Here is an 18,190-nt window from a genome sequence, read left to right on the forward strand (position 1 = left end):
GCTTGCTAACCTCCGCGCCTGCTCCCAGCCTGCGGCGCTCCTGCGTTGCGAGGGGCACACCACCAGGAGTCCAAGTGACCTATTCCATCGTTGCCCGGTGCTCGCGCACCGGCCAGTTCGGGATTGGTATCGCCAGCTATTCGATCGCCGTGGGCTTCCACTGCGACGGCGCCGTGCGTGCCAACACCGGCGTCAGCCTCACGCTCGGTGCTCCGCGCCCGCAGAACAACCATCTCGCGATCAAGCTGCTTGCGCAGGGTCGCACCGCCGTACAGGCGCTGGAGGAATTGCGCGCCAACGATCCCGACGTCGACTGGCGGCAGATCGCGATCACCGATCGCGAAGGCCGGGTCGCGGCCCACAGCGGCTCGCAACTGAGCGCCTGGTCGGGCCATCGCACCGGTACCGACTTCGTCGTGTTCGGCGATGGACTGGCCGGCCAGCAAGTGCTGGACGCGATGGCGGCGAGCTTCGAGAGCACTGGCGACCAAGGGCTCGACGAGCGACTCCTGGCCGTGCTCGAAGCCGGTCGCGGCGCGGGCGGCATCCGGGGCGCGAGCGGCCGGCTGCCGGAGCGCTCCGCGGCGATGGTCGTGTGGGCCAACCGGACGTACAACGAGGTCGACCTGCGGGTGGATCTGCACGCCGACGCCGTCACCGAGTTGCGGCGCATCTACGTCGACTACAAACCGTCGATCGCATACTACGAAGAGCGCGCGCGTAACCCGCGCAAGGCCATTCCGGCCATGGAGTTCGCCGACATGCTGAAGAAAAGCCAGGACGCCGCATGACCTATTCGATCATCGCCCGCTGCCCGCACACCGGCCGCTTCGGTGTCGGCTCCACCACGTTCTCGATGGCCTGCGGCCGGCGCAACGAGAGCGTGCGTCCCAATGTGGGCGTGAGCAAGTCGCAGGCGTTCTACCTGCGCTTCGTCGACCCGCTGGTGCTGGAGATGCTGGGCCAAGGCTACACGCCGGCGCACATCATGCGCGTGCTGGAAGCCGACGATCCGGACTTCGCCTATCGCCAGTTCGGCATCGTCGATCGCGAGGGCAACGTGGTGGCGCACACCGGTTCGTCCTGCGGTCCCTGGGCCGGCCATACCGTGGGCCCGTACTACGCCGCCTACGGCAACGGGCTCGCCGGCCCACAGACGGTGGCAGGGATCATCTCCGGCTTCCTGAGTCAACCCGACGCACCGCTGGAGGACCGGCTGATGCTGGCGCTCGAAGGCGGCCGCGATGCCGGCGGCCAGATGTCCAACGGCCGCCCGCGGCCGGAGCGCTCCGCCTGGATCCGCGTGGTGGATAGACTGGACTATCCGGAGATCGACGTGCGGGTGGACCTGCACGACAACACGGTCGCCGAATTGCGCCGCATCCTGGAAGAGTTCAAGCGCTACCAGCCCTATTACCGGCAGCGCTGGACGCAGCCGCGCAGCGCCATGCCGGAAGAAAGATTCGTCGCGAGCCTGGCCGCCGCGACCCGATAACACATGGAAAGAGATCAACGCATGAACATCATTCGCCACAAGCCCGCCAAGATCCTGTCGGGCGGCGTCGAAGCCAACGGCATGGTCTACCTGGCCGGCCTCACGGCAGACAAGCTGCCCGCTTCCGTCAAGGAGCAGACCGCCGAAGTGCTGGCCAAGATCGACGCCCTGCTGGCGCTCGCCGACAGCAACAAGTCGAAGATCGTGTCCGCCACGATCTGGGTGACGGACATCCGCTACCGCGACGAGATGAACGAGGTCTGGCTCGGCTGGGTGGATCCCGCGAACCTGCCGGCGCGCGCCTGCGTGACGTCTCAACTGGCCAATCCCAACCTGTTCGTCGAGATCCAGGTCACGGCGACGAAGTAGCCGCGGCCCGGCCATGCACTAGACTGGCCGCCACTCTCGGAGATGGGCATGTGCGGCTTGTGCGGAATACTGGCGGGCGAACTGCATTGGGCAGAGCGCACTGCCGGCGCGCAGGCCCATGTTTCGCCGCGGGCCGAACGCCTGGGACGCATCAGCTATCTCAACCGGCTGCTGAAGGCTTATGCCTGCACGGTGGCCGACTGGCACGGAACCGCCTACGTGCTGAGTACCTACACCGGCAAGACCGAAATCGCGAGCGACCTGGCGGATCTCTGGCACAAGGTCGAACTGCTGACCGGTTCGAGCCCGGACCCGTTGGCCCTGCATCCGGCGCATGAATCCGCCTCCACGCACCATGGCAATGCCTGACGCCGGCGTGGCCGATGCCCGCGTACCGGTCAACGTGCTGACCGGCTTCCTGGGGAGCGGAAAGACAACCCTGCTGCAGCGCCTGCTGGCCAGCCCCGAGCTTGCCGACAGCGCGGTCATCATCAACGAACTCGGTGAAGCCGGCATCGACCACCACCTGATCGACTATGTCGACCAGGAAGTGCTGCTGCTGAAGAACGGCTGCATCTGCTGCGGCATGCGCGGCGACCTGCGCACCACGCTGCAAGACCTGCTGGACCGGCACGGGCGCCTGGGCCGTCAGGCACTGACCCGGGTGATCGTGGAGACCACCGGCATGGCCGACCCGGTGCCCTTGCTGAACACCCTGGCGCTGGATGCCATGCTGCGCCACCAGTTCCGCATCGGCACGGTGGTGGCAACGGTCGATGCCTATCACGGAGCCGCGCAGTTGGCGCAGCATCCCGAGTCGGTCAAGCAGGCCGCGGTGGCCGACCGCATCGTCATCACCAAGACCGACCTGGCGACGCCCGAGGCGCTGGCCGCGCTCGAGGCGGAACTGGCATCCCTCAACCGCACTGCGCCCCGCCTGCGCTCCAGCCGCGACTTCGACCCTGCCCTGTTGGCGCTGGACCAGGACACCCTGTCCGCAGGCCGCACGCGGGAGGTGCACAACTGGTTCACGGCGCAGCCGGAGGACAGGCCCCGCACGTACCACGGCATGGCCGTTCCGGCCTTCGGGCCGGCGACGCAGGGTGGGCATCGCCAGGGCGTGCGCACCGCGTCCCTGGTGTTCGATCGTCCGCTGAACTGGATCGTGCTGGGCACCTGGATGAGCATGCTGCTGCACCGTCATGGCGACGGGCTGCTGCGCCTCAAATGCCTGTTGAATATCGAAGGCAGCGACTTGCCCACGGTGGTGCACGGCGTGCACCGGCTGGTCCATCCGCCGGTGCACCTGGACGCCTGGCCGACCGAGGACCGCCGCTCCCGCCTGGTGCTGATCGGCGACATTCCAGCGCAGGATGCACTGCAAGCCTCGCTGGAGCGCTTCCTGGCGCTCCAGGCGCAGTGAGAAGCGGCGGCCTCAACCGGCGAAGGGGAAGCGCCGGTCGTAGTCGTTCGCCATCTCTTCCATCGTCACGAAGCGCACACCCGGGTGGCTGCGCATGTGGTGGAACAGGCGCTCCAGCATCAGCAATACCTGCGGCCGGCCGGACACGTCGGGGTGGATGGTGATGGGGAACACGGCGTAGTCGCATTCGCGGTAGACCCAGTCGAACTGGTCCCGCCACATCTCCTCCAGGTGGCGCGGGTTCACGAAGCCATGGCTGTTCGGCGCCTTCTTGATGAACATCATCGGCGGCAGGTCGTCCAGGTACCAGCTGGCCGGAATCTCGATCAACCGCGTCTCCTGGCCGCGCACCAGCGGCTTCATCCAGGTGTCGGCCGGACGCGAATAGTCGATCTTGGTCCAGCTGTCGCCGACCCGCACGCGGTAGGGGTGGAAGTCGCGGTGCATCAGGCTGTGGTCGTAGCGGATGCCCTTCTTCAGCAGGAAGTCGTTGGAGACGTTGCTGAACTCCCACCACGGTGCCACGTAACCCACCGGCGCCTTGCCCGCCACCTCGGTCACCAGGGCGATGCACTTGTCCAGCACAGCCTCTTCCTGCTGGGGCGTCATCACCATGGGGTTCTCGTGCGAGTAGCCATGGATGCCGATTTCGTGGCCGCCCTGCGCCACCGCCCGTATCTGCTCCGGGAAGGTCTCGATCGAATGGCCCGGCACGAACCAGGTCGTAGGGATGCCGAATCGCTCGAATAGCTGCAGCAGGCGCGGCACGCCCACTTCGCCGGCGAACAGCCCGCGCGAGACGTCGTCGGGCGAGTCCTCGCCGCCATAAGTGCCCAGCCACCCGGCCACGGCGTCGACATCGACACCGAAACCGCACAAGATTTCCTTAGCCATGCTGATACGTCCTTTCCTGAACGAGTGAAACCGAAATTGCCGTGCCGCCTCAGCCCTCCAGTGCCGCAGCCAGCGCTGCCGCGCGTGCCAGCAGCAGCGGCTCGGCGCCCGCCACGGCGTTGAACGAGATGCCCGTGGGCATGCCGGCCGCGCCGCTGCCATTGGGGAGCGACAGGCCGCACAGGTCCAGCAGGTTGCCCAGGCTGGTGTTGCGGATGGTGCGCAGGTTGGTGGCGGTGAAGAATTCCTCGCTGCCGCGCAGCAGCGCGAGCGGCGGCGCCACGTGCGGCACCGTCGGCATGGCGATGGCGTGGCCGGTCGGCAGGTCGGCTACGAGCGAGCACTGCAAGCGGCGCGTGCCTTCGCGCAGCGCCTGCACGTCCTCGGCCGACATCGCCTTGCCGGCCAGGATGCGCCGCCGCACGAAGGGGTCCATGCCGGCCAGCTGCCCACCGTCGAGCAGGTGGCGATGCGCGGCATATGCATCGGCCGAGGCCAGCGCGCCATGCCGTTGCACCAGCGCCTGCAGTTCGCCCAGCTGCGGCACCGGCCGCCGGACGATGCGCGCACCGGCGGCCGCCAGCCGGGCGATCGATGCCTCGAAGTTGCGCGCCACTTCCGGCTCCAGGTCGTCCAGCGCCACGTTCTCCGGCACCACCAGCACCAGGTCGCGCAAGCCCGGCTCCGCGGCTTGCGGCCCCTCCTCGATGACGGCATCGCGCAGCATGGCATCGACCGCCTGGCAGTCGCCGGCATGCCGCACGAAGAAGCCCACGGTGTCCAGCGTGACCGACAGCGGGAAGACGCCCTGCATGGGATAGCGCCCTACCGCCGGCTTGAAGCCGACCACGCCATTGAACGCCGCGGGGGAGCGGACCGAACCGCCCGTGTCGGTGCCGATCGCCAGCGGCACCAGGCCGAGCGCCACCGCCACCGCAGACCCCGACGACGAACCGCCCGGGGCGCGCGGCACGTCGGTGGAGCGCGGGTTCTCCGGTGTGCCGAAATGGGGATTCAGCCCCAGTGCGGTGTATGCAAACTCCGACAGGTTGGCCTTGCCCAGGGTGACCAGGCCGCAAAGGCGTGCATGCGCGGCCACCGCCGAATCCTCGGTGGCGGGCGGTGCGTTGCGGAACGCGGCGGCACCGGCCGTGGTGGCGCTGCCGCGCACGTCGATGTTGTCCTTCCAGGCCAGCGGAATGCCGTCCCAGGGACTCAGCGGCCGCCCTGCCCGCCAGCGGGCGGCACTCTGCGCGGCCTGCTGGCGCGCCCCGTCGAAGCAGGTGGAGATGAAAACATGGCTGCCGGGCCGGGCCTGGATGCGCGCGATGAAATGCTCGGTCAGCTCCCGCGCGTCCAGCATGCCGGCCCGAAGCCCCCGCGCCAGCTCGGCGAGCGACCGGTCGTGCAATTCATCGTGCGTATCCACAATCACAGGCTCCTCGGTCGCGTGCCGCCAGCTGGTTGATTCCATGGCGTGGCCCCGGCGGCTGGCGGGCGGGCGTCGCCGTGCATCAGGTGGTGTAGGAGGAGAACTTGGCCGTGGCGGCGCGCGCCATCGGGTCGGTCTTGACGTTGACCACCGCCGGCTTGCCCGACTTGAAGGCCCGCTCCAGCGCCGGACGAATCTGCGCCGGGTCCTCCACGTACTCTGCGTGGCAACCGAGCGCGGCGGCCATCAGGTCGTAGCGGGTGAAGCCCAGCTCCCGGCCCGGCTTCACGCCTTCGGGGTCCGAGGTCCATCCGCCGTTGAGGCTGATGACCACCACCACCGGGATCTTGAAACGCACCGCCGTGTCCAGCTCCATGGCGCTCATGCCGAAGGAGCCGTCGCCGTGCAGCACCAGCACCTGCTTGTCCGGATGCGCCAATTTCGCGCCGATGCCAAACGGCAGGCCGGTGCCCATCGTGCCCATGGTGCCCGAGTTGATGCGGTGGCCGGGGTGGAAGGTCGGGATCGACTGGCGCGCGTAGTTCAGGATCTCCTGCCCGTCGACCACGAGAATGGCGTCCCGGTCGAGGAAGTCGCGCACCTCCTTGCACAGCCGCAGCGGATGCATCGGGAGCGCGTCGGAGGTGAGCGTCTGCTCGGCCTTCCGCTCCTTGGCGGTGTTGATCTCGGCAAGCTTGCGCACCCAAGGGGCGTAGCGCGCGCGGTCGATGCGGGAGGCCGCCTCTTGCGCGAGCTGGTCCAGCACGGCCTTGGCGTCGCCGACGATGCCGACATCGCACGGCCGGGTCAGCCCGATCTCCTGCGGGTCGATGTTGATCTGGATGATCTTGGCGTTGGCGCTGAAGCGGGGCGGGCTGAGGTGGCCGTTGACGTAGTTCGAGCGGGTGGCCGCCACGATCAGCAGGTCGGCCTCCTGGAACGCGGTCGAACGCGCATAGAGCATGGCCAGATCGTGGTCGTCCGGCAGCACGCCGCGGCCTTGGGGCGTGGTGTAGAAGGGCACGCCCGTCTGCTCCACGAAGCGGCGCAGGCTTTCGGAGGCGCCGGACCACAGGATGCCGCTGCCGCTCAGGATGATCGGCCGCTCGGCCTTCGCCAGCAGGTCCACCGCTTCGCGGATCGCCTCGGGCGCGCCGTGGGGCCGGTACTTCGCGAAGGCGCGGTCCGGGTCCGGATAGACCACCTTGTCGGCATCCATGGTCTGGTAGAGGATGTCGCCCGGCATGTCGAGGTAGACCGGGCCGGGCCGGCCGCTGGTGGCCACCCGCAGGGCCGTGGCCACCATGTCGGGGATGCGCCGGATGTGGTTCACCCGCTCGGACATCTTGGTCATCGGTCGGAACACCGCCACCTGGTCGATCTCCTGGAAGATGCCGCGGTTGCCGCCCAGGTCCGCCAGCGGCGCCGCGCCGCCGATGGCCAGCACCGGCACCGCGTCCGCCCAGGCCGTCGCCACGCCGGTCACCATGTTGGTAGCGCCCGGGCCCGAGCAGCCCATGCAGACGGCCACGCGATTGGTGGAACGCCCCCAGCCATGGGCCATCATCGCGCCGGCTTGCTCATGCCGGACGTCGATGGCGCGGATGCCCTGCTTGATGCAGTGGGACTCCACCTGCAGCATGGGCCCGCCCATGATGTAGAACATCGTGTCGATGTGCAGGATCTTCAGGGTGCGGGCCAGGATCTCGGCGCCGCTGATCTGGTTGGGTTTCTCGTCCATGAACTGTATTTCCGGTTGGGCAGGGCTCAGGCCTGGGAAGGGGTTGCGGCAGGGCCGACGATCATCCGGGCGTCGACCACGGAATAGCCGTCCCCGTGGCAGATCACCGGGTTGAGGTCGATCTCCGCGATCTCGGGGTGCAGCGTCGCCACCTGCGAGACCTTCATCAGCAGTTCGACCAGCGCCGCCTTGTTCACCGCCTGGGCGCCGCGCACGCCCTCCAGCACCTGCTTGTAGCGCAGGTCCTGCAGCATCTGCTGCGCGTCCGCCTCGGACAGCGGCAGGGAGCGGAACACCACGTCGCGGATCACTTCCACGAAGACGCCGCCCAGGCCGAACATGATCACGGGGCCGTACTGCGGATCGCGCGTGACGCCGATGATCACCTCGACGCCGCCCGCGGCCATGGGTGTCACCAGCACGCTGTCGATCTCGGCCTGCCGGTCGTAGGCACGGGCGTTGGCCACGATCCCGGAGAAGGCCGCACGCAGGGCGTCGGCGCCGGAGACGTTGAGCTTCACGCCGCCCGCATCCGACTTGTGCAGGATGTCCTTCGACACGATCTTGGCCGCCAGCCGCGCGTCGCCGAACTGGCGGGCCACGGCGGCCGCGTCATCCTCGCTGCGCATCAGCATGCTGGCCGGCACGGTGATGCCGTAGGCCGCCAGGACGGCGCGCGCCTCGGGCTCCAGCAGGTCGCGCCCCTGCGCCTTGGCCTGGACCAGCAGCTGCGCGGCCTTCGGCTGCACGCCCACCTGCATGGCGGCGGCGATCGGCGCGGCGTCGAGCCGGCGTTTGGCCTCGCCATATTCGGCGGCCGCCGCCAGGCATTGCACGGCCACCTCAATGTGGCGGTGGAACGGGATGCCGGCCTGCCGCAGCACGGAGAGCGACTCGGGCTTGAAGTGGGCATAGTGCGTCTGCACCATGACGGGCTTGCCATGCTCGCGCATCAGGTCGCCCAGCTGCCGGCAGATCGCCTGTTCGGCCGCCGCCACCGAGTCGTCGTAGCGGGTGGTGTAGCCGCCGAAGTAGCCCACGAACAGCAGGCCGTCGATGTTGGGGTCGGCGAGGATGGCCTTGGCGATCGAGCCGTAGTACTCGACGCGCGGGTCGGTGCCGCCGCCGGCATCCACCGGGTTCGAGATGGCCGAGGCCGCGGGCACGATGGCATGGATCGCGGCCTGCGTCGTGGCCGAGAGCGTGGCCAGCACCAGCCCGTTGGCCGCGATCGCTTCCGCTGCCATGGTGATGGGACCGCCGCCTTCGGAGACCACCGCGATCCTGCGACCGCGCATCACCGGGAACAGCGACAGGGCATCCGCCACCGGCTGCAGGTGGTCGGACTGCGTGACCAGCACCACGCCCGACTGGCGCAGCACGCCCCGGGTGACGGCATAGTCGCCGGCGAGCGAGCCGCTGTGCGACTTGGCCGCGCCCTTGCCCATGTCCGTGCGCCCGGCCGCGTACATGGCGATGGGCTTGCGCCGGCTCACTTCGCGAGCGGCCTGCATGAAGGCCGGCCCGTTCTGGAAGCCCTCCACGTACATCAGCACGGCCTTGGTGCCGGGATCGGTGCCCACGCACTCCAGGTACTCGTGGAACTGGATATCCGACTGGTTACCGACGCTGAGCATGACGCTGACGCCCGAATGCCCCAGGAACTGGAACTCGGTCACCAGCGACAGCAGCACGTTGGCCGAATTCGACAGCATCGCGATCGGCCCCGGCGGCACGTTGAACCAGCCCGATGCATTGCACCCGGTGCGGGCGCTGAACATGCCGCTGGTGTTCGGGCCGATGATGCGCACGCCGTAGCGCTTGGCCACCTGCACCACCTCGCGTTCCAGCCGGGCGCCCTCCTCGCTCGCCTCGCCGAAGCCGCCGGCCAGCACGATGGCGCCCTTCACGCCCTTCTTGCCGCACTGCTCGATCATCTCCGGAACGGTGGCAGCGGCGGTGCAGACCAGGGCCAGGTCGATGTCATAGGGCACGTCGGCCAGGGTGGCGTAGCTGGTGTAGCCCAGGATGTCCTTGCCGGACGGGTTGATGGGCGCGATCTTGCCCTGGTAGCTGGCCGATGCCAGCGTGCGGATGGCACGGTTGCCGCGCTTCAACGGGTTGCTGGAGGCGCCGATGACCGCGATGGTGCGCGGGTGGAGGACATGTTCGAGAGGGTGCGGCATTGACGATCTGTGTGGATGGATGGCTGTCGCGGTCGGGAACCCGGGAGGCGCCGCTCCCCGGGGCCGCCTTTTTTTTTGGTTCAGACCTTGGGCCGGTTGGCGGCCTTGATGAGTTCCTGGAACTTCTTGATGCTTTGCAGCTGTCGCTCGGCGGCCTGCGGGGGCGTGCCGCCGGTCACCGTGAGGCCGATGTTGCGCAGCTTCTCGCCCAGATCGCCCTTGAGCCCCTTCTGCAGCACCGCGTTGAGCTTGTCGATGATGGGCTTGGGCGTGCCCGCGGGCGCCACCAATGCATGCCAGCCTGCGAACTCGTAGCCGGCCACGCCGGCCTCGGCCATCGTCGGAACGTCGGGCAGCATCGGCGAGCGCTGGGCGGTGGTGAGCGCCAGCGCCACCAGCTTGCCGCTTCGAATGAAGGGGAGCGCCTCCGGCAGCGGCGAGAAGTTCATGTCGATCTGCCCGCCCATCAGGTCGGTGATGGAATTGGCGCCGCCCTTGTAAGGCACCTGCGTGGCCTTGGTGCCGGTGAGCATCATGAAGAGCTCGGCCGCCATGTCCTGGGAGGACCCGTTGCCCGCGGAGCCGAAGGTCAGCTGGTTCGGGTGCGCCTTGGCGAAAGCGACCAGCTCGGCGATGTTCCTGGCGGGCAGCGTCGGCGAGTTGGGCCGGACCAGCAGCACGTTGGGCTGCAGGCTGTACTGGATGATGGGCGTGAAGTTCTTGACCGGGTCATAGGTCATCTTGGCGAAGATGCCGGGGTTGGCGGCCAGCTCGGTGGAGCTTGCCGACATCAGCGTATAGCCGTCCGGCGCGGACCTGGCGACGTACTCGGCGGCGATCATGGCGGATGCGCCAGGCTTGTTTTGCACGATGACGCTCTGCCCCAGCGCCGCGCTCAGTTCCTGGGCAACCAGCCGGGCGATGACGTCGCCGCTGCCGCCGGCCGAGTAGCCGACCATGATGTTGACCGGCCTGGTCGGGTAGTCCTGCGCCTGTGCCTCGACCAGCATCAGGAGGCCGAGCGATGCTGCGACCAGGACATGTTTGTACTGAAAAGCCATAGTGGAACTCCGTTCACGCGCGTTTGACGTTCAAGACTCCATGGATGCAGATGCATCGACCCAGCCGGCGCCTTCCAGCACCTGCCGGGCCGCGAGCGCCGTCTTGCGCAGCGCTTGTATTTCTTCCGATGCCCATTTCCGGGCAGCTCCGATGTGGTGCACGGATATCCAGGCCACGACCTGCTTGCGCCAGACCAGCGGGGCCAGCATCTGCGCCTTCACGCCGTAGACGTTCATCAGGGCCTGGGGCGGCGGGATCTCGGCGTTGACGCAGTCGTCCTGCACCAGCACATCCTGGTGGCGCTCCAGCCACTGCACCGTGCCCAGGCTGCGCTGGTTCAGGCTGGAATCCAGCTTCAGCGGCGGCACGCCGGGCGCGACGGACTCCGCATACACATCGTCGGCATCGATGTTCATGCACGGGATGTCCATGCGGATGGTGGTGCGGTGCGCCGTCGTGGCCTCGCGCAGGTCAGCCAGCAGGCCGTCGAGTGCAGCGATGGCGGGGTGCCTGCGCAGCAAGGCGCCCCAGCCGTGGATGGGATGGTCGACGCCGACCATCTGCAGGGCCTTCCACAGGGTCACGGCGATGCTGTCGAAAATGGGCTTGCCCAGCTTCGCTTCCATTTCGTCGAGCAGCGGCGCCGCGGGCCAGTTGGTGCAGCCAACCATCAGGCACTGGGCCTGCGGGGAGTCGGCGGCGCGCAGCAGCGCGCGGATCTGCTCGAAGGGCGTCGCACCGACCTTGGTGTTGACGTATTCACCCATGGCTGCATGGCTGACACCCTCGTAGCCCTCGTCGGCGTAGGTCTGCAGCATCTTGCGCGTGGGCCCCTCCACATAGGGCACGGCCAGCCCATAGCGGCTGATGCCGTACAGGGCAAAGACCTCGGCCTGCGCCAGCGACGAGGTCGAGGCCGGAACACCGGTGGCTTCCGTAATGCGCCGGCACAGCTCGCGGTCGGTGTCCATGCCGCGGCCGGTCCAGCCGCCGGAGGTGCCGTTCCACAGGATGGCGTCGACCTCGGCATCCTTCAGTTCGGCGGCCGCCTCCAGCATCTTGTCGATCTGGAACTGGCCCACGTCCCGCTCGTCGAGCGTCAGGGTCCGCACGGGCAGGCGGCTGAAGTGCACCGACACCAGGTCCGACAGCGAGTCGACCATCATGTAGGTGAGCGGTTCCAGCGCCGCATTCGAGGACGGTGTGATGAACCCGATCTTCTTGAGGGGCGCCAGACTTCCGCGCGCAAGCAGCCGCTTCTTCATGTTCTCACCGTCCTTGACCTGGATGACCTGCAGCAAAGTCTAGGCACCATCACTTTTAGACACAATTTATAAGTTGTTATAGACTTATCGCTTCTCTCAATAAGTCAGCCGGAGCGCAATGTCGTCCCACCTGAGCCGCAGCCTGTCCATCAGGCACTTCAGATGCTTCATCGAGGTGGCCAACTCGGGCTCGTTCACGGTGGCGGCAGCACGGCTTTTCGTGACGCAGAGCTCCCTGACCACGACCATCCAGCAATTTGAGGACCAGGTCGGCATGAAGCTGTTCGACCGCAACACCCGCCGCGTGGTGATGACCCCGGAGGCGGTCAGCTTCAAGGGCCAGGCGGAAAAGATCGTGCGCGAGTTCGATGCCTCGGTCACCGACCTGGAGGCGTTCTCCCAGGGGCGGATGGGGCACCTGCGGATCGCCCTGGCGCCATCCCTGCTGCACCTGTTCCTGGCGCGTGCGGTGATGCGGTTCCGCAGCGATTACCCTGACATCAGGTTGACGATACGGGACGCCTCGGCGCAGCAGGTGGAGCAGCTGGTGGCCGATGGCGAACTCGACTTCGCCGTCGCAACCAAGTTCCGGGGGCTGGATGAGCTGGAATACACGCCACTGATCGAGGATCCCTTCGGCGTCATCTGCCGTGCTGACTATCCCCTGTCCGCCAAGGACGGGGCCGTGACGCTGGAAGCACTGAAGCCGGCCGACTACATCGCCTTTACCAGCGACATGGGCATCGGGAAATACACGCGCAAGCAGGTGCCGCAGCTGAGTCTCCTGCAAGAGCCGCCCGTCGAGATTTCCAGCTTCACCTCATTGCTGGCCATGCTCAGGGAGGGGGGCTGCTTTGCCATTGCCCCGGCGCTGACGACGACGATCGCAGGCTTCGAGACACTGCGCTTCTATCCGCTGTCCGATCCGGTGCTGACGCGGCAGTCGTTCCTGGTCGCGCGAAAGCTCAGATCCTTGTCGCCCAGCTCGCGAAGGTTGCTGGAGAAGATCTCCGAGGCCATCAAGGAGCGAGAGCTGCCGCACGGTGTCACGTCGCTGTTGGAGAAGACGGCAAGCTAACTCGTCCCGCGCTTGACGCCGCGTTCAGCGGCAGCAGTCGCCAGAAGGCGCTCCGACGAGACCGTCGCAGTCACCGAACACGGGGACGCGGGCATTGGGCAGTGGCAGGTAGCCGCGCACAAGCACCAGGAAACCGCGCGCCTGCTCGGCCTGCGATCCCGCCGTATGCTTGCGGCCTTTACCGCTTCATGCCTTCCCCTTCCCCCGAGACGCTGACGCCGGGCCTGGTCCGCCTCATGGCCGCCGGTGCCGGCCTCTGCGTCGCCAGCAACTATTTCTCCCAGCCGCTGCTGCCGCTGTTCGCCCAGACCTTCGGCATCAGCAGCACGCAGGCCGCGTTGCTGGTCACCGTGACGCAGCTGGGATACATCGCCGGCCTCATCTTCCTGGTGCCGCTGGGCGACCTGGTGGAGCGCCGCACGCTGCTGGTGGTCTGCACGGCCCTTAACACGGTGTTCCTCGCGGTGATGGCGTTCTCGCCGAACTTCCATGCGCTGATGGCCACCGCGGTGGTGCTGGGCACCTGCACGGTCGCCGCGCAGATCCTCGTGCCCTTGTCCGCCGACCTGGCACCGCCCTTGCGGCGCGCGCAGGTGGTGAGCAGCGTGATGAGCGGACTGCTCATAGGCATCCTGCTCGCGCGCTTCGCCGCGGGCCTGATCGCGCACGTGGCGGGCTGGCGTGCGGTGTACCTGGTCGCGGCAGTGCTCATGGCCTTCTTCTGCCGGACCTGCCAGCGGCGCCTGCCGCGCGTCGCGCCGCGGGCGCAGGAAGGCGGCTACGGCGCGCTGCTCAAGTCCATCCTGCACCTGTTCGCCAGAGAGCCGGTGTTGCGCCGGCGCGGGCTGATCGGCGGCCTGTGCTTTGGCGCGTTCGCGGCCTTCTGGACCTCGATGGCCTTCATGCTCAAGGGCGACTGGCATGCGAGCGAGGCGGCGATCGGCGCGGTCGCACTGGTCGGTGCGATCGGGGCGATGACCGCGCGCTTCGCGGGGCGCCTGGCGGACCAGGGCTGGGCGCGGGTGTCCACGGGCGCGTTCGTGCTGCTGCTGCTGGCGAGCTGGGCTCTCCTGCTCGCGGGCACGCACTCCATCGCGGCGCTGATTGCCGGCGTGATCCTGCTGGACCTCGGCATGCAGGGCGCGCACATCTCGAACCAAAGCGAGGTGTACCGGCTCGATCCCGCCGCGCGCAGCCGGCTCACCACCGTCTACATGACCCTGTACTTCTCGGGCGGCGCGGTGGGCTCCGCACTGGCCGGCCCGGCGTATGCGCGCTACGGCTGGAGCGGCACCTGCGCCATCGGCGCGGCCATGGCCGCGGCGGCGCTGGTGGTGTGGGCGCTGGGCGAACTGCGCCTGCCGATCGCGCGCATGCGACACGCGAAATAGCAGCTGACGGCTAGGCGCGCCGTGAAGACCGAAGGCAACTCGCGCAGCAAGGTCGAGCAGCGCGGCAACCAGGGCCTGTTCAGGCACCAACCGCCTGGGTCGCCGCAGAGCGGATCGTCAGGGCCCTTGCCGCACCTGCACGGAGGTGAACGACACCTCCGTGTGCACCGTGGTGTGCACGGGCCGTTGCGCGCGCAATTGCTGCACCTGCGCTTCCAGGTTGTCGATGCGCAGCACGTAGCCCGCCAGCAGGCCGATGGCAAAGAGTTCCAGATCGAAGTCGCGGCCGATGCGGTTGGCCTCGCGCAGCGCGAATGCCGTGCGCATGTCCAGCCCGGAGGGCGCCAGCAACTGGTAGTCCAGCAGCTCGCGCAACTGGCCTTCCTGCAGGCCGGCGATGCGCGCGAACTCGTCGCGGTCCAGCAGGCGCTCGCCCGGGCCCAGGTGTTCGGCGACGCTGCTCATGCCTTCCTCGCTTCCAGATTGCTGCGCGCGTCGAAACGGCTCTCGCTGGCGAGCATTTCGAACAGTTCCTTTTCCCGCGGCGTCAGGGTGCCCGGCACCTCGATGTGCACGACGGCGTACAGGTCGCCGCGGGCCGTGCCCCCACCCAGCCCGCGTCCGCGCAAGCGCAGCTTGCGTCCGGAGTGGCTGCCGGGGGGCACCGTCAGCATGACTTCGCCATCGACCGTCGGCACGCGCACTTCGGCGCCGAGGGCGGCCTCCCAGGGGGCGAGCGGCAGGTCGAAGTACAGGTCCTTGCCGTCCACCCGATAGCGCGGGTGCGGCAGCAGTTCGAGATGGACGTAGATGTCGCCATCCGGCCCGCCCCGCACGCCCTTGCCGCCCTTGCCGCGCAAGCGCAGCTTCTGGCCATTGGTGACGCCTGCGGGCACGGTGATCTGCAGCGTCTGGGGGCCTTCCGGGCGGTCCAGGCGCAGTTCCATCTGCGTGCCGCTGTGCGCGTCTTCCAGGCTGAGCGCCGCGCGCACGTCGTAGTCGCGGCCTGCGCGCGGGCTCGCGGCCTGCCCGCCATGACGCGCCGCCAGCGCGGCCAGCAGGTCCGCCAGCTCCGCTTGATCGAAGCCCGCGAAATCGCCGCCGCCGAAGTGCTCGCGCCAGTCGGGCGGCGGCTGCATGTCCTCGCCGGCGCGGCGCTGGCCGAGCGCGTCGTAGGCGGCTCGCTTCTCCGGGTCGCGCAGGGTCTCGTACGCCTCGGCGATCTCCTTGAAGCGGTTCTCGGCGCCGGTTTCGCTCGAGACGTCCGGGTGGTACTTGCGCGCAAGGCGGCGATACGCCTTCTTGATACGGTCGGCGTCCGCGTCCCGGGGGACTTCGAGCGCGGCGTAGTAGTCCTTGAATTTCACGCAGGCCTTTCAGGCGGTCAGCACACGCACGGGCCTATTTTGATGGCGCGGCAAATGTTCTTGCAAGCTCCACCGCGGCCCGGACCGGGCGCCGCTGCTCTACCCTGCGCGCATCCCCAGCACCCGCGCGGGATTCCCGATGGCCGTCGCGTGCGCCGGCACCGAGCGGAAGCAGGCGGCCGATTGCGCGACCAGCGCGTGATCGCCGACCGTGATGCCTTTCGCGATCGTGGCATTGGCGCGGATGACGACGCAGTCGCCGAGCACCGCGTCGCCGGCAACGTGCACGCCGGGGCCGATCACGACCTGCAGGCCGCTGGCTGCGTCGTGTCCGAACACCGTGTGGTGCATCAGCATGTTGTGCCCGCCCACGCGCGCCCGTGGGCCGATCTGCACGCCGGGGGCGAGCACGGTGCCCCCGCCCAGCTGCGCCGAGGGGGAAACGCGCGCCGTGTCGGCGATCAGCGGCGGTGCGGCGCGCAAGCCGTGTCGCTCGAGCTCGCTGGCCAGGCGCAAACGGTCCGTTGGATCCGCCAGTCCGATCACGTAGCAGGACGCCAGTGCGCGCAGCGACGCGAGGCTGGTGTACACCGCCAGGTCGACCCGGGCCGAGGCGGCGTAGGCCGGATCGCAATAGGCTCCGGCGAAGCGCTCGCGGCCGAAGACGTCCACGATCTCCTGCGCGATCGCGCCGGTGCCGACCAGGACGATGGCGTCGCTCATGCGGCTGGCGGCTTCGGCGCGCTGCGTTCCTGCCACAGCGCCAGGATCGCGTCGGCCATGCTCACCCTGCCCTGCCGCCCGCGAAAGCTGGTGGCGGTGCTTTCGGCAAGCTGGCGGCGCGCCTCGCCCGCGTCCTGCAGCAGGCGCAGCGCGATCTCCACATAGTCGTCGCGGGTGCGGGCGCAAAGCGACTCGAGGCCGCGTTCGCGCAGCAGCAGCAGGTCGGTCTGGCCCGAGAGGAATTCGCTTGCGAGCGCAACGACCGGGATGCCCAGGTCGAGCGCGTCGTTGGTGGTGTTCGCGCCGCCGAAGGGAAAGCTTTGCAGCACGAGGTCGCAGCCGGCCAACGCCTGCAGGTAGGCGGGATGGTCCATGGCGGGCAGGACCTCCGCGCCGGGGAAGCGCTGTAGCAGCAGGCCCATCATGGCCTGCAGTTCCGCGCCGGCGAGGTTGGGCAGGAAGCGCAGGCGGCAGGGCCGCGGGGCGCGGGCGAGCACGGCTTCGATGGCCGAGAGGAAACCGTCGTTCAGCTTCATCGCCACGGCGTTCACACCGATGCAGGCCAGGCCGTCGGAGCGGTCTGGTCGCGTGGCCGGCGGCAGATCGGCGCGGGCGGGTCGGAGCACGTGATGGTCGTAGCGCGCGATGGTGCCCAAGTCCGCGGGCGGCGCCAGGTCCTCGAACAGCAGCGTCGCGTCGATCGCCGGGCTGCAGCTCGGGGCGGGGGTGGCCGTCGCCGCCACCTGCAGCGGCGCCAGGCGCTGCAGCGACAGGCTCCACGTTGCGAAGCTCATGCCGATGCCGGGATAGAACACGATGTCCGGGCGCAGGTCCAGGGCTTGTCGGCTCCACGCGCGCACCGGGTCGTCGGTCTGCGCGAAGGGCACGAAGGCATCTGCGAGGTCTCCGGTCACCGACGGCGCAGCCTCCGCCGGGCCGAGCAGCGTCACCTCGAAATGCTGCCGCAATTCGCGCAGCGGCTCCGCATAGAAGCGCCACATGGCGTGGCCGGCGCCCAGGCCTTCACCGATGACCAGCAGGCGCGGCCGCGACGCGCCCCGCGCAGGCGGCGGTGGGCAGTCCACCAGCAGCCCGTGGCCGGCCAGGATGTGCCGCGCCTGCTCCACCAGCCGCCGCTTCGCGGCGTAGCGCAAGGGACTGTCGACGTAGCTCACGAGAAAGCAGGCCCGCTGCAGCGCGGGCAGCGTGACCAGAGGCAGATCGGCCAGCGGGAGGTGGGGCAGCGCCTGCAGCACGCGCCGTAGTCCGGCCAGTGCGGGCGCCGTCAGCGCGTGGCTGTCCAGCGCCTGCAGCGCAAACAGCATGGCCCACGCGGGCTCGGCCTGCGCCCAGGCGCCCAGGTCGAAGTCGAGGGCACAAGGCGCCGGCGCGAGCAGCGCGAGCTTCGCGCGGGCCTGTGCATCGACTTGCGCGGGATGCAGCGGCGCGCCGCCGGCAAGCGCGGCACGCAGCAGGTCCTCCAGCGTGCCACCCAGCGCTTCGACCAGGCGTCGCAGTTCGCCGCGTGCCCGCAGCAAAGCGCCGCGGTCGCTGTCGTCGCGCAGCGGCGCCACCGTGACCCAGCGCGCGAGCACGGCCAGTGCCGCGCCGCGATCGGCCTGCGGCAGCAGCACGGGCGCACGCCCCCAGCGTTGCTGCAGCAGGCCGCGCAGCACCGCCTCGTGCAGGGCCGCGGCCTGGTCGGCCAGGCCTTGCAGCGTGTCGAGGTCAAGCGGGGTCATGCGTCCATGCGGTGGGGCGTTC

General features: G+C 68.8%; 17 protein-coding genes. 7 read left to right on the top strand and 10 right to left on the bottom strand.

Annotated features, from left to right (window positions below):
* The first annotated feature begins 74 nt into the window (after window positions 1-74).
* The 5 genes from JWP60_RS03300 to JWP60_RS03320 are packed head-to-tail and all read left to right on the top strand — an operon-like array spanning window position 75 to window position 3,287.
* Entirely contained in the window at window positions 75-791 is a 717-nt protein-coding gene (locus JWP60_RS03300; protein WP_299786346.1) for a DUF1028 domain-containing protein, read from the top strand.
* Window positions 788-1,495, top strand: coding sequence for a DUF1028 domain-containing protein (locus tag JWP60_RS03305; RefSeq protein WP_299786348.1), 708 nt, complete (start codon window positions 788-790; stop codon window positions 1,493-1,495). Before JWP60_RS03300 ends, JWP60_RS03305 begins: the two co-directional genes overlap by 4 nt.
* A 21-nt stretch (window positions 1,496-1,516) precedes the next feature.
* The gene (locus tag JWP60_RS03310; RefSeq protein ID WP_299786350.1) at window positions 1,517-1,864 is read left to right on the top strand and encodes a RidA family protein; all 348 of its coding nucleotides are present in this window, start codon (window positions 1,517-1,519) and stop codon (window positions 1,862-1,864) included.
* Window positions 1,865-1,912: 48 nt separating this feature from the next.
* Entirely contained in the window at window positions 1,913-2,233 is a 321-nt protein-coding gene (locus JWP60_RS03315; protein WP_299786352.1) for a hypothetical protein, read from the top strand.
* Window positions 2,220-3,287: a GTP-binding protein gene (locus JWP60_RS03320; protein ID WP_299786354.1), complete on the top strand. Its 1,068-nt coding sequence runs from the start codon at window positions 2,220-2,222 to the stop codon at window positions 3,285-3,287. The genes JWP60_RS03315 and JWP60_RS03320 overlap by 14 nt, the downstream gene beginning before the upstream one ends.
* A gap of 12 nt (window positions 3,288-3,299) precedes the next feature.
* Here the strand turns inward: JWP60_RS03320 and JWP60_RS03325 are convergent, their stop codons facing one another.
* The 6 genes from JWP60_RS03325 to JWP60_RS03350 form a co-directional block, all read right to left on the bottom strand.
* Window positions 3,300-4,181: a polysaccharide deacetylase gene (locus tag JWP60_RS03325; protein WP_299786356.1), complete on the bottom strand. Its 882-nt coding sequence runs from the start codon at window positions 4,179-4,181 to the stop codon at window positions 3,300-3,302.
* Window positions 4,182-4,230: 49 nt separating this feature from the next.
* Window positions 4,231-5,610 (bottom strand): amidase family protein, encoded by a 1,380-nt coding sequence (locus JWP60_RS03330; protein WP_299786358.1) that lies wholly within the window; start codon window positions 5,608-5,610, stop codon window positions 4,231-4,233.
* Window positions 5,611-5,695: 85 nt separating this feature from the next.
* Window positions 5,696-7,354: a thiamine pyrophosphate-binding protein gene (locus tag JWP60_RS03335; protein WP_299786360.1), complete on the bottom strand. Its 1,659-nt coding sequence runs from the start codon at window positions 7,352-7,354 to the stop codon at window positions 5,696-5,698.
* Window positions 7,355-7,380: 26 nt separating this feature from the next.
* The gene (locus JWP60_RS03340) at window positions 7,381-9,540 is read right to left on the bottom strand and encodes an acetate--CoA ligase (protein WP_299786362.1); all 2,160 of its coding nucleotides are present in this window, start codon (window positions 9,538-9,540) and stop codon (window positions 7,381-7,383) included.
* A gap of 80 nt (window positions 9,541-9,620) precedes the next feature.
* On the bottom strand, window positions 9,621-10,601 hold the full coding sequence (locus tag JWP60_RS03345; protein WP_299786364.1) for a tripartite tricarboxylate transporter substrate binding protein: 981 nt from the start codon (window positions 10,599-10,601) through the stop codon (window positions 9,621-9,623).
* Between the two features lie 30 nt (window positions 10,602-10,631).
* Complete coding sequence (locus JWP60_RS03350) at window positions 10,632-11,867, bottom strand: GAF domain-containing protein (protein WP_299786366.1); 1,236 nt, start codon at window positions 11,865-11,867, stop codon at window positions 10,632-10,634.
* Window positions 11,868-11,985: 118 nt separating this feature from the next.
* On the opposite strand from JWP60_RS03350, the gene JWP60_RS03355 reads away from it, so the two are divergent.
* Both JWP60_RS03355 and JWP60_RS03360 read left to right on the top strand, forming a co-directional pair.
* On the top strand, window positions 11,986-12,945 hold the full coding sequence (locus JWP60_RS03355) for a LysR family transcriptional regulator (RefSeq protein WP_299786368.1): 960 nt from the start codon (window positions 11,986-11,988) through the stop codon (window positions 12,943-12,945).
* A 188-nt stretch (window positions 12,946-13,133) separates the two neighbouring features.
* Entirely contained in the window at window positions 13,134-14,336 is a 1,203-nt protein-coding gene (locus tag JWP60_RS03360; protein WP_299786370.1) for an MFS transporter, read from the top strand.
* A 117-nt stretch (window positions 14,337-14,453) separates the two neighbouring features.
* On the opposite strand, the gene JWP60_RS03365 is transcribed toward JWP60_RS03360, so the two are convergent.
* The 4 genes from JWP60_RS03365 to JWP60_RS03380 all read right to left on the bottom strand — a co-directional run bounded on the left by JWP60_RS03365 (window position 14,454) and on the right by JWP60_RS03380 (window position 18,168).
* Window positions 14,454-14,801 carry a hypothetical protein gene (locus tag JWP60_RS03365; protein WP_299786372.1) on the bottom strand — a complete coding sequence of 116 codons (348 nt, stop codon included), beginning with the start codon at window positions 14,799-14,801 and terminating at the stop codon, window positions 14,454-14,456.
* Complete coding sequence (locus tag JWP60_RS03370) at window positions 14,798-15,703, bottom strand: DnaJ C-terminal domain-containing protein (protein ID WP_299786374.1); 906 nt, start codon at window positions 15,701-15,703, stop codon at window positions 14,798-14,800. Before JWP60_RS03370 ends, JWP60_RS03365 begins: the two co-directional genes overlap by 4 nt.
* Before the next feature lie 99 nt (window positions 15,704-15,802).
* A complete protein-coding gene (locus JWP60_RS03375; protein WP_299786376.1) occupies window positions 15,803-16,426 on the bottom strand; it encodes a hypothetical protein in 624 nt (207 codons plus the stop codon).
* Entirely contained in the window at window positions 16,423-18,168 is a 1,746-nt protein-coding gene (locus JWP60_RS03380; RefSeq protein WP_299786378.1) for a hypothetical protein, read from the bottom strand. Before JWP60_RS03380 ends, JWP60_RS03375 begins: the two co-directional genes overlap by 4 nt.
* Window positions 18,169-18,190: the final 22 nt, after the last annotated feature.

It is taken from the genome of Ramlibacter sp., from assembly GCF_028291745.1.
GTDB lineage: Bacteria > Pseudomonadota > Gammaproteobacteria > Burkholderiales > Burkholderiaceae_C > Ramlibacter.

Excerpts from the sequence above, each read along its gene's own strand:
- JWP60_RS03315 (WP_299786352.1), top strand. The coding sequence starts at position 1,913 with ATGTGCGGCTTGTGCGGAATACTGGCGGGCGAACTGCATTGGGCAGAG.
- JWP60_RS03340 (WP_299786362.1), bottom strand. The coding sequence starts at position 9,540 with ATGCCGCACCCTCTCGAACATGTCCTCCACCCGCGCACCATCGCGGTC.
- JWP60_RS03335 (WP_299786360.1), bottom strand. The coding sequence starts at position 7,354 with ATGGACGAGAAACCCAACCAGATCAGCGGCGCCGAGATCCTGGCCCGC.
- JWP60_RS03380 (WP_299786378.1), bottom strand. The coding sequence starts at position 18,168 with ATGACCCCGCTTGACCTCGACACGCTGCAAGGCCTGGCCGACCAGGCC.
- JWP60_RS03355 (WP_299786368.1), top strand. The coding sequence starts at position 11,986 with ATGTCGTCCCACCTGAGCCGCAGCCTGTCCATCAGGCACTTCAGATGC.
- JWP60_RS03365 (WP_299786372.1), bottom strand. The coding sequence starts at position 14,801 with ATGAGCAGCGTCGCCGAACACCTGGGCCCGGGCGAGCGCCTGCTGGAC.
- JWP60_RS03375 (WP_299786376.1), bottom strand. The coding sequence starts at position 16,426 with ATGAGCGACGCCATCGTCCTGGTCGGCACCGGCGCGATCGCGCAGGAG.
- JWP60_RS03360 (WP_299786370.1), top strand. The coding sequence starts at position 13,134 with ATGCCTTCCCCTTCCCCCGAGACGCTGACGCCGGGCCTGGTCCGCCTC.
- JWP60_RS03305 (WP_299786348.1), top strand. The coding sequence starts at position 788 with ATGACCTATTCGATCATCGCCCGCTGCCCGCACACCGGCCGCTTCGGT.
- JWP60_RS03345 (WP_299786364.1), bottom strand. The coding sequence starts at position 10,601 with ATGGCTTTTCAGTACAAACATGTCCTGGTCGCAGCATCGCTCGGCCTC.
- JWP60_RS03350 (WP_299786366.1), bottom strand. The coding sequence starts at position 11,867 with ATGAAGAAGCGGCTGCTTGCGCGCGGAAGTCTGGCGCCCCTCAAGAAG.
- JWP60_RS03320 (WP_299786354.1), top strand. The coding sequence starts at position 2,220 with ATGGCAATGCCTGACGCCGGCGTGGCCGATGCCCGCGTACCGGTCAAC.
- JWP60_RS03310 (WP_299786350.1), top strand. The coding sequence starts at position 1,517 with ATGAACATCATTCGCCACAAGCCCGCCAAGATCCTGTCGGGCGGCGTC.
- JWP60_RS03325 (WP_299786356.1), bottom strand. The coding sequence starts at position 4,181 with ATGGCTAAGGAAATCTTGTGCGGTTTCGGTGTCGATGTCGACGCCGTG.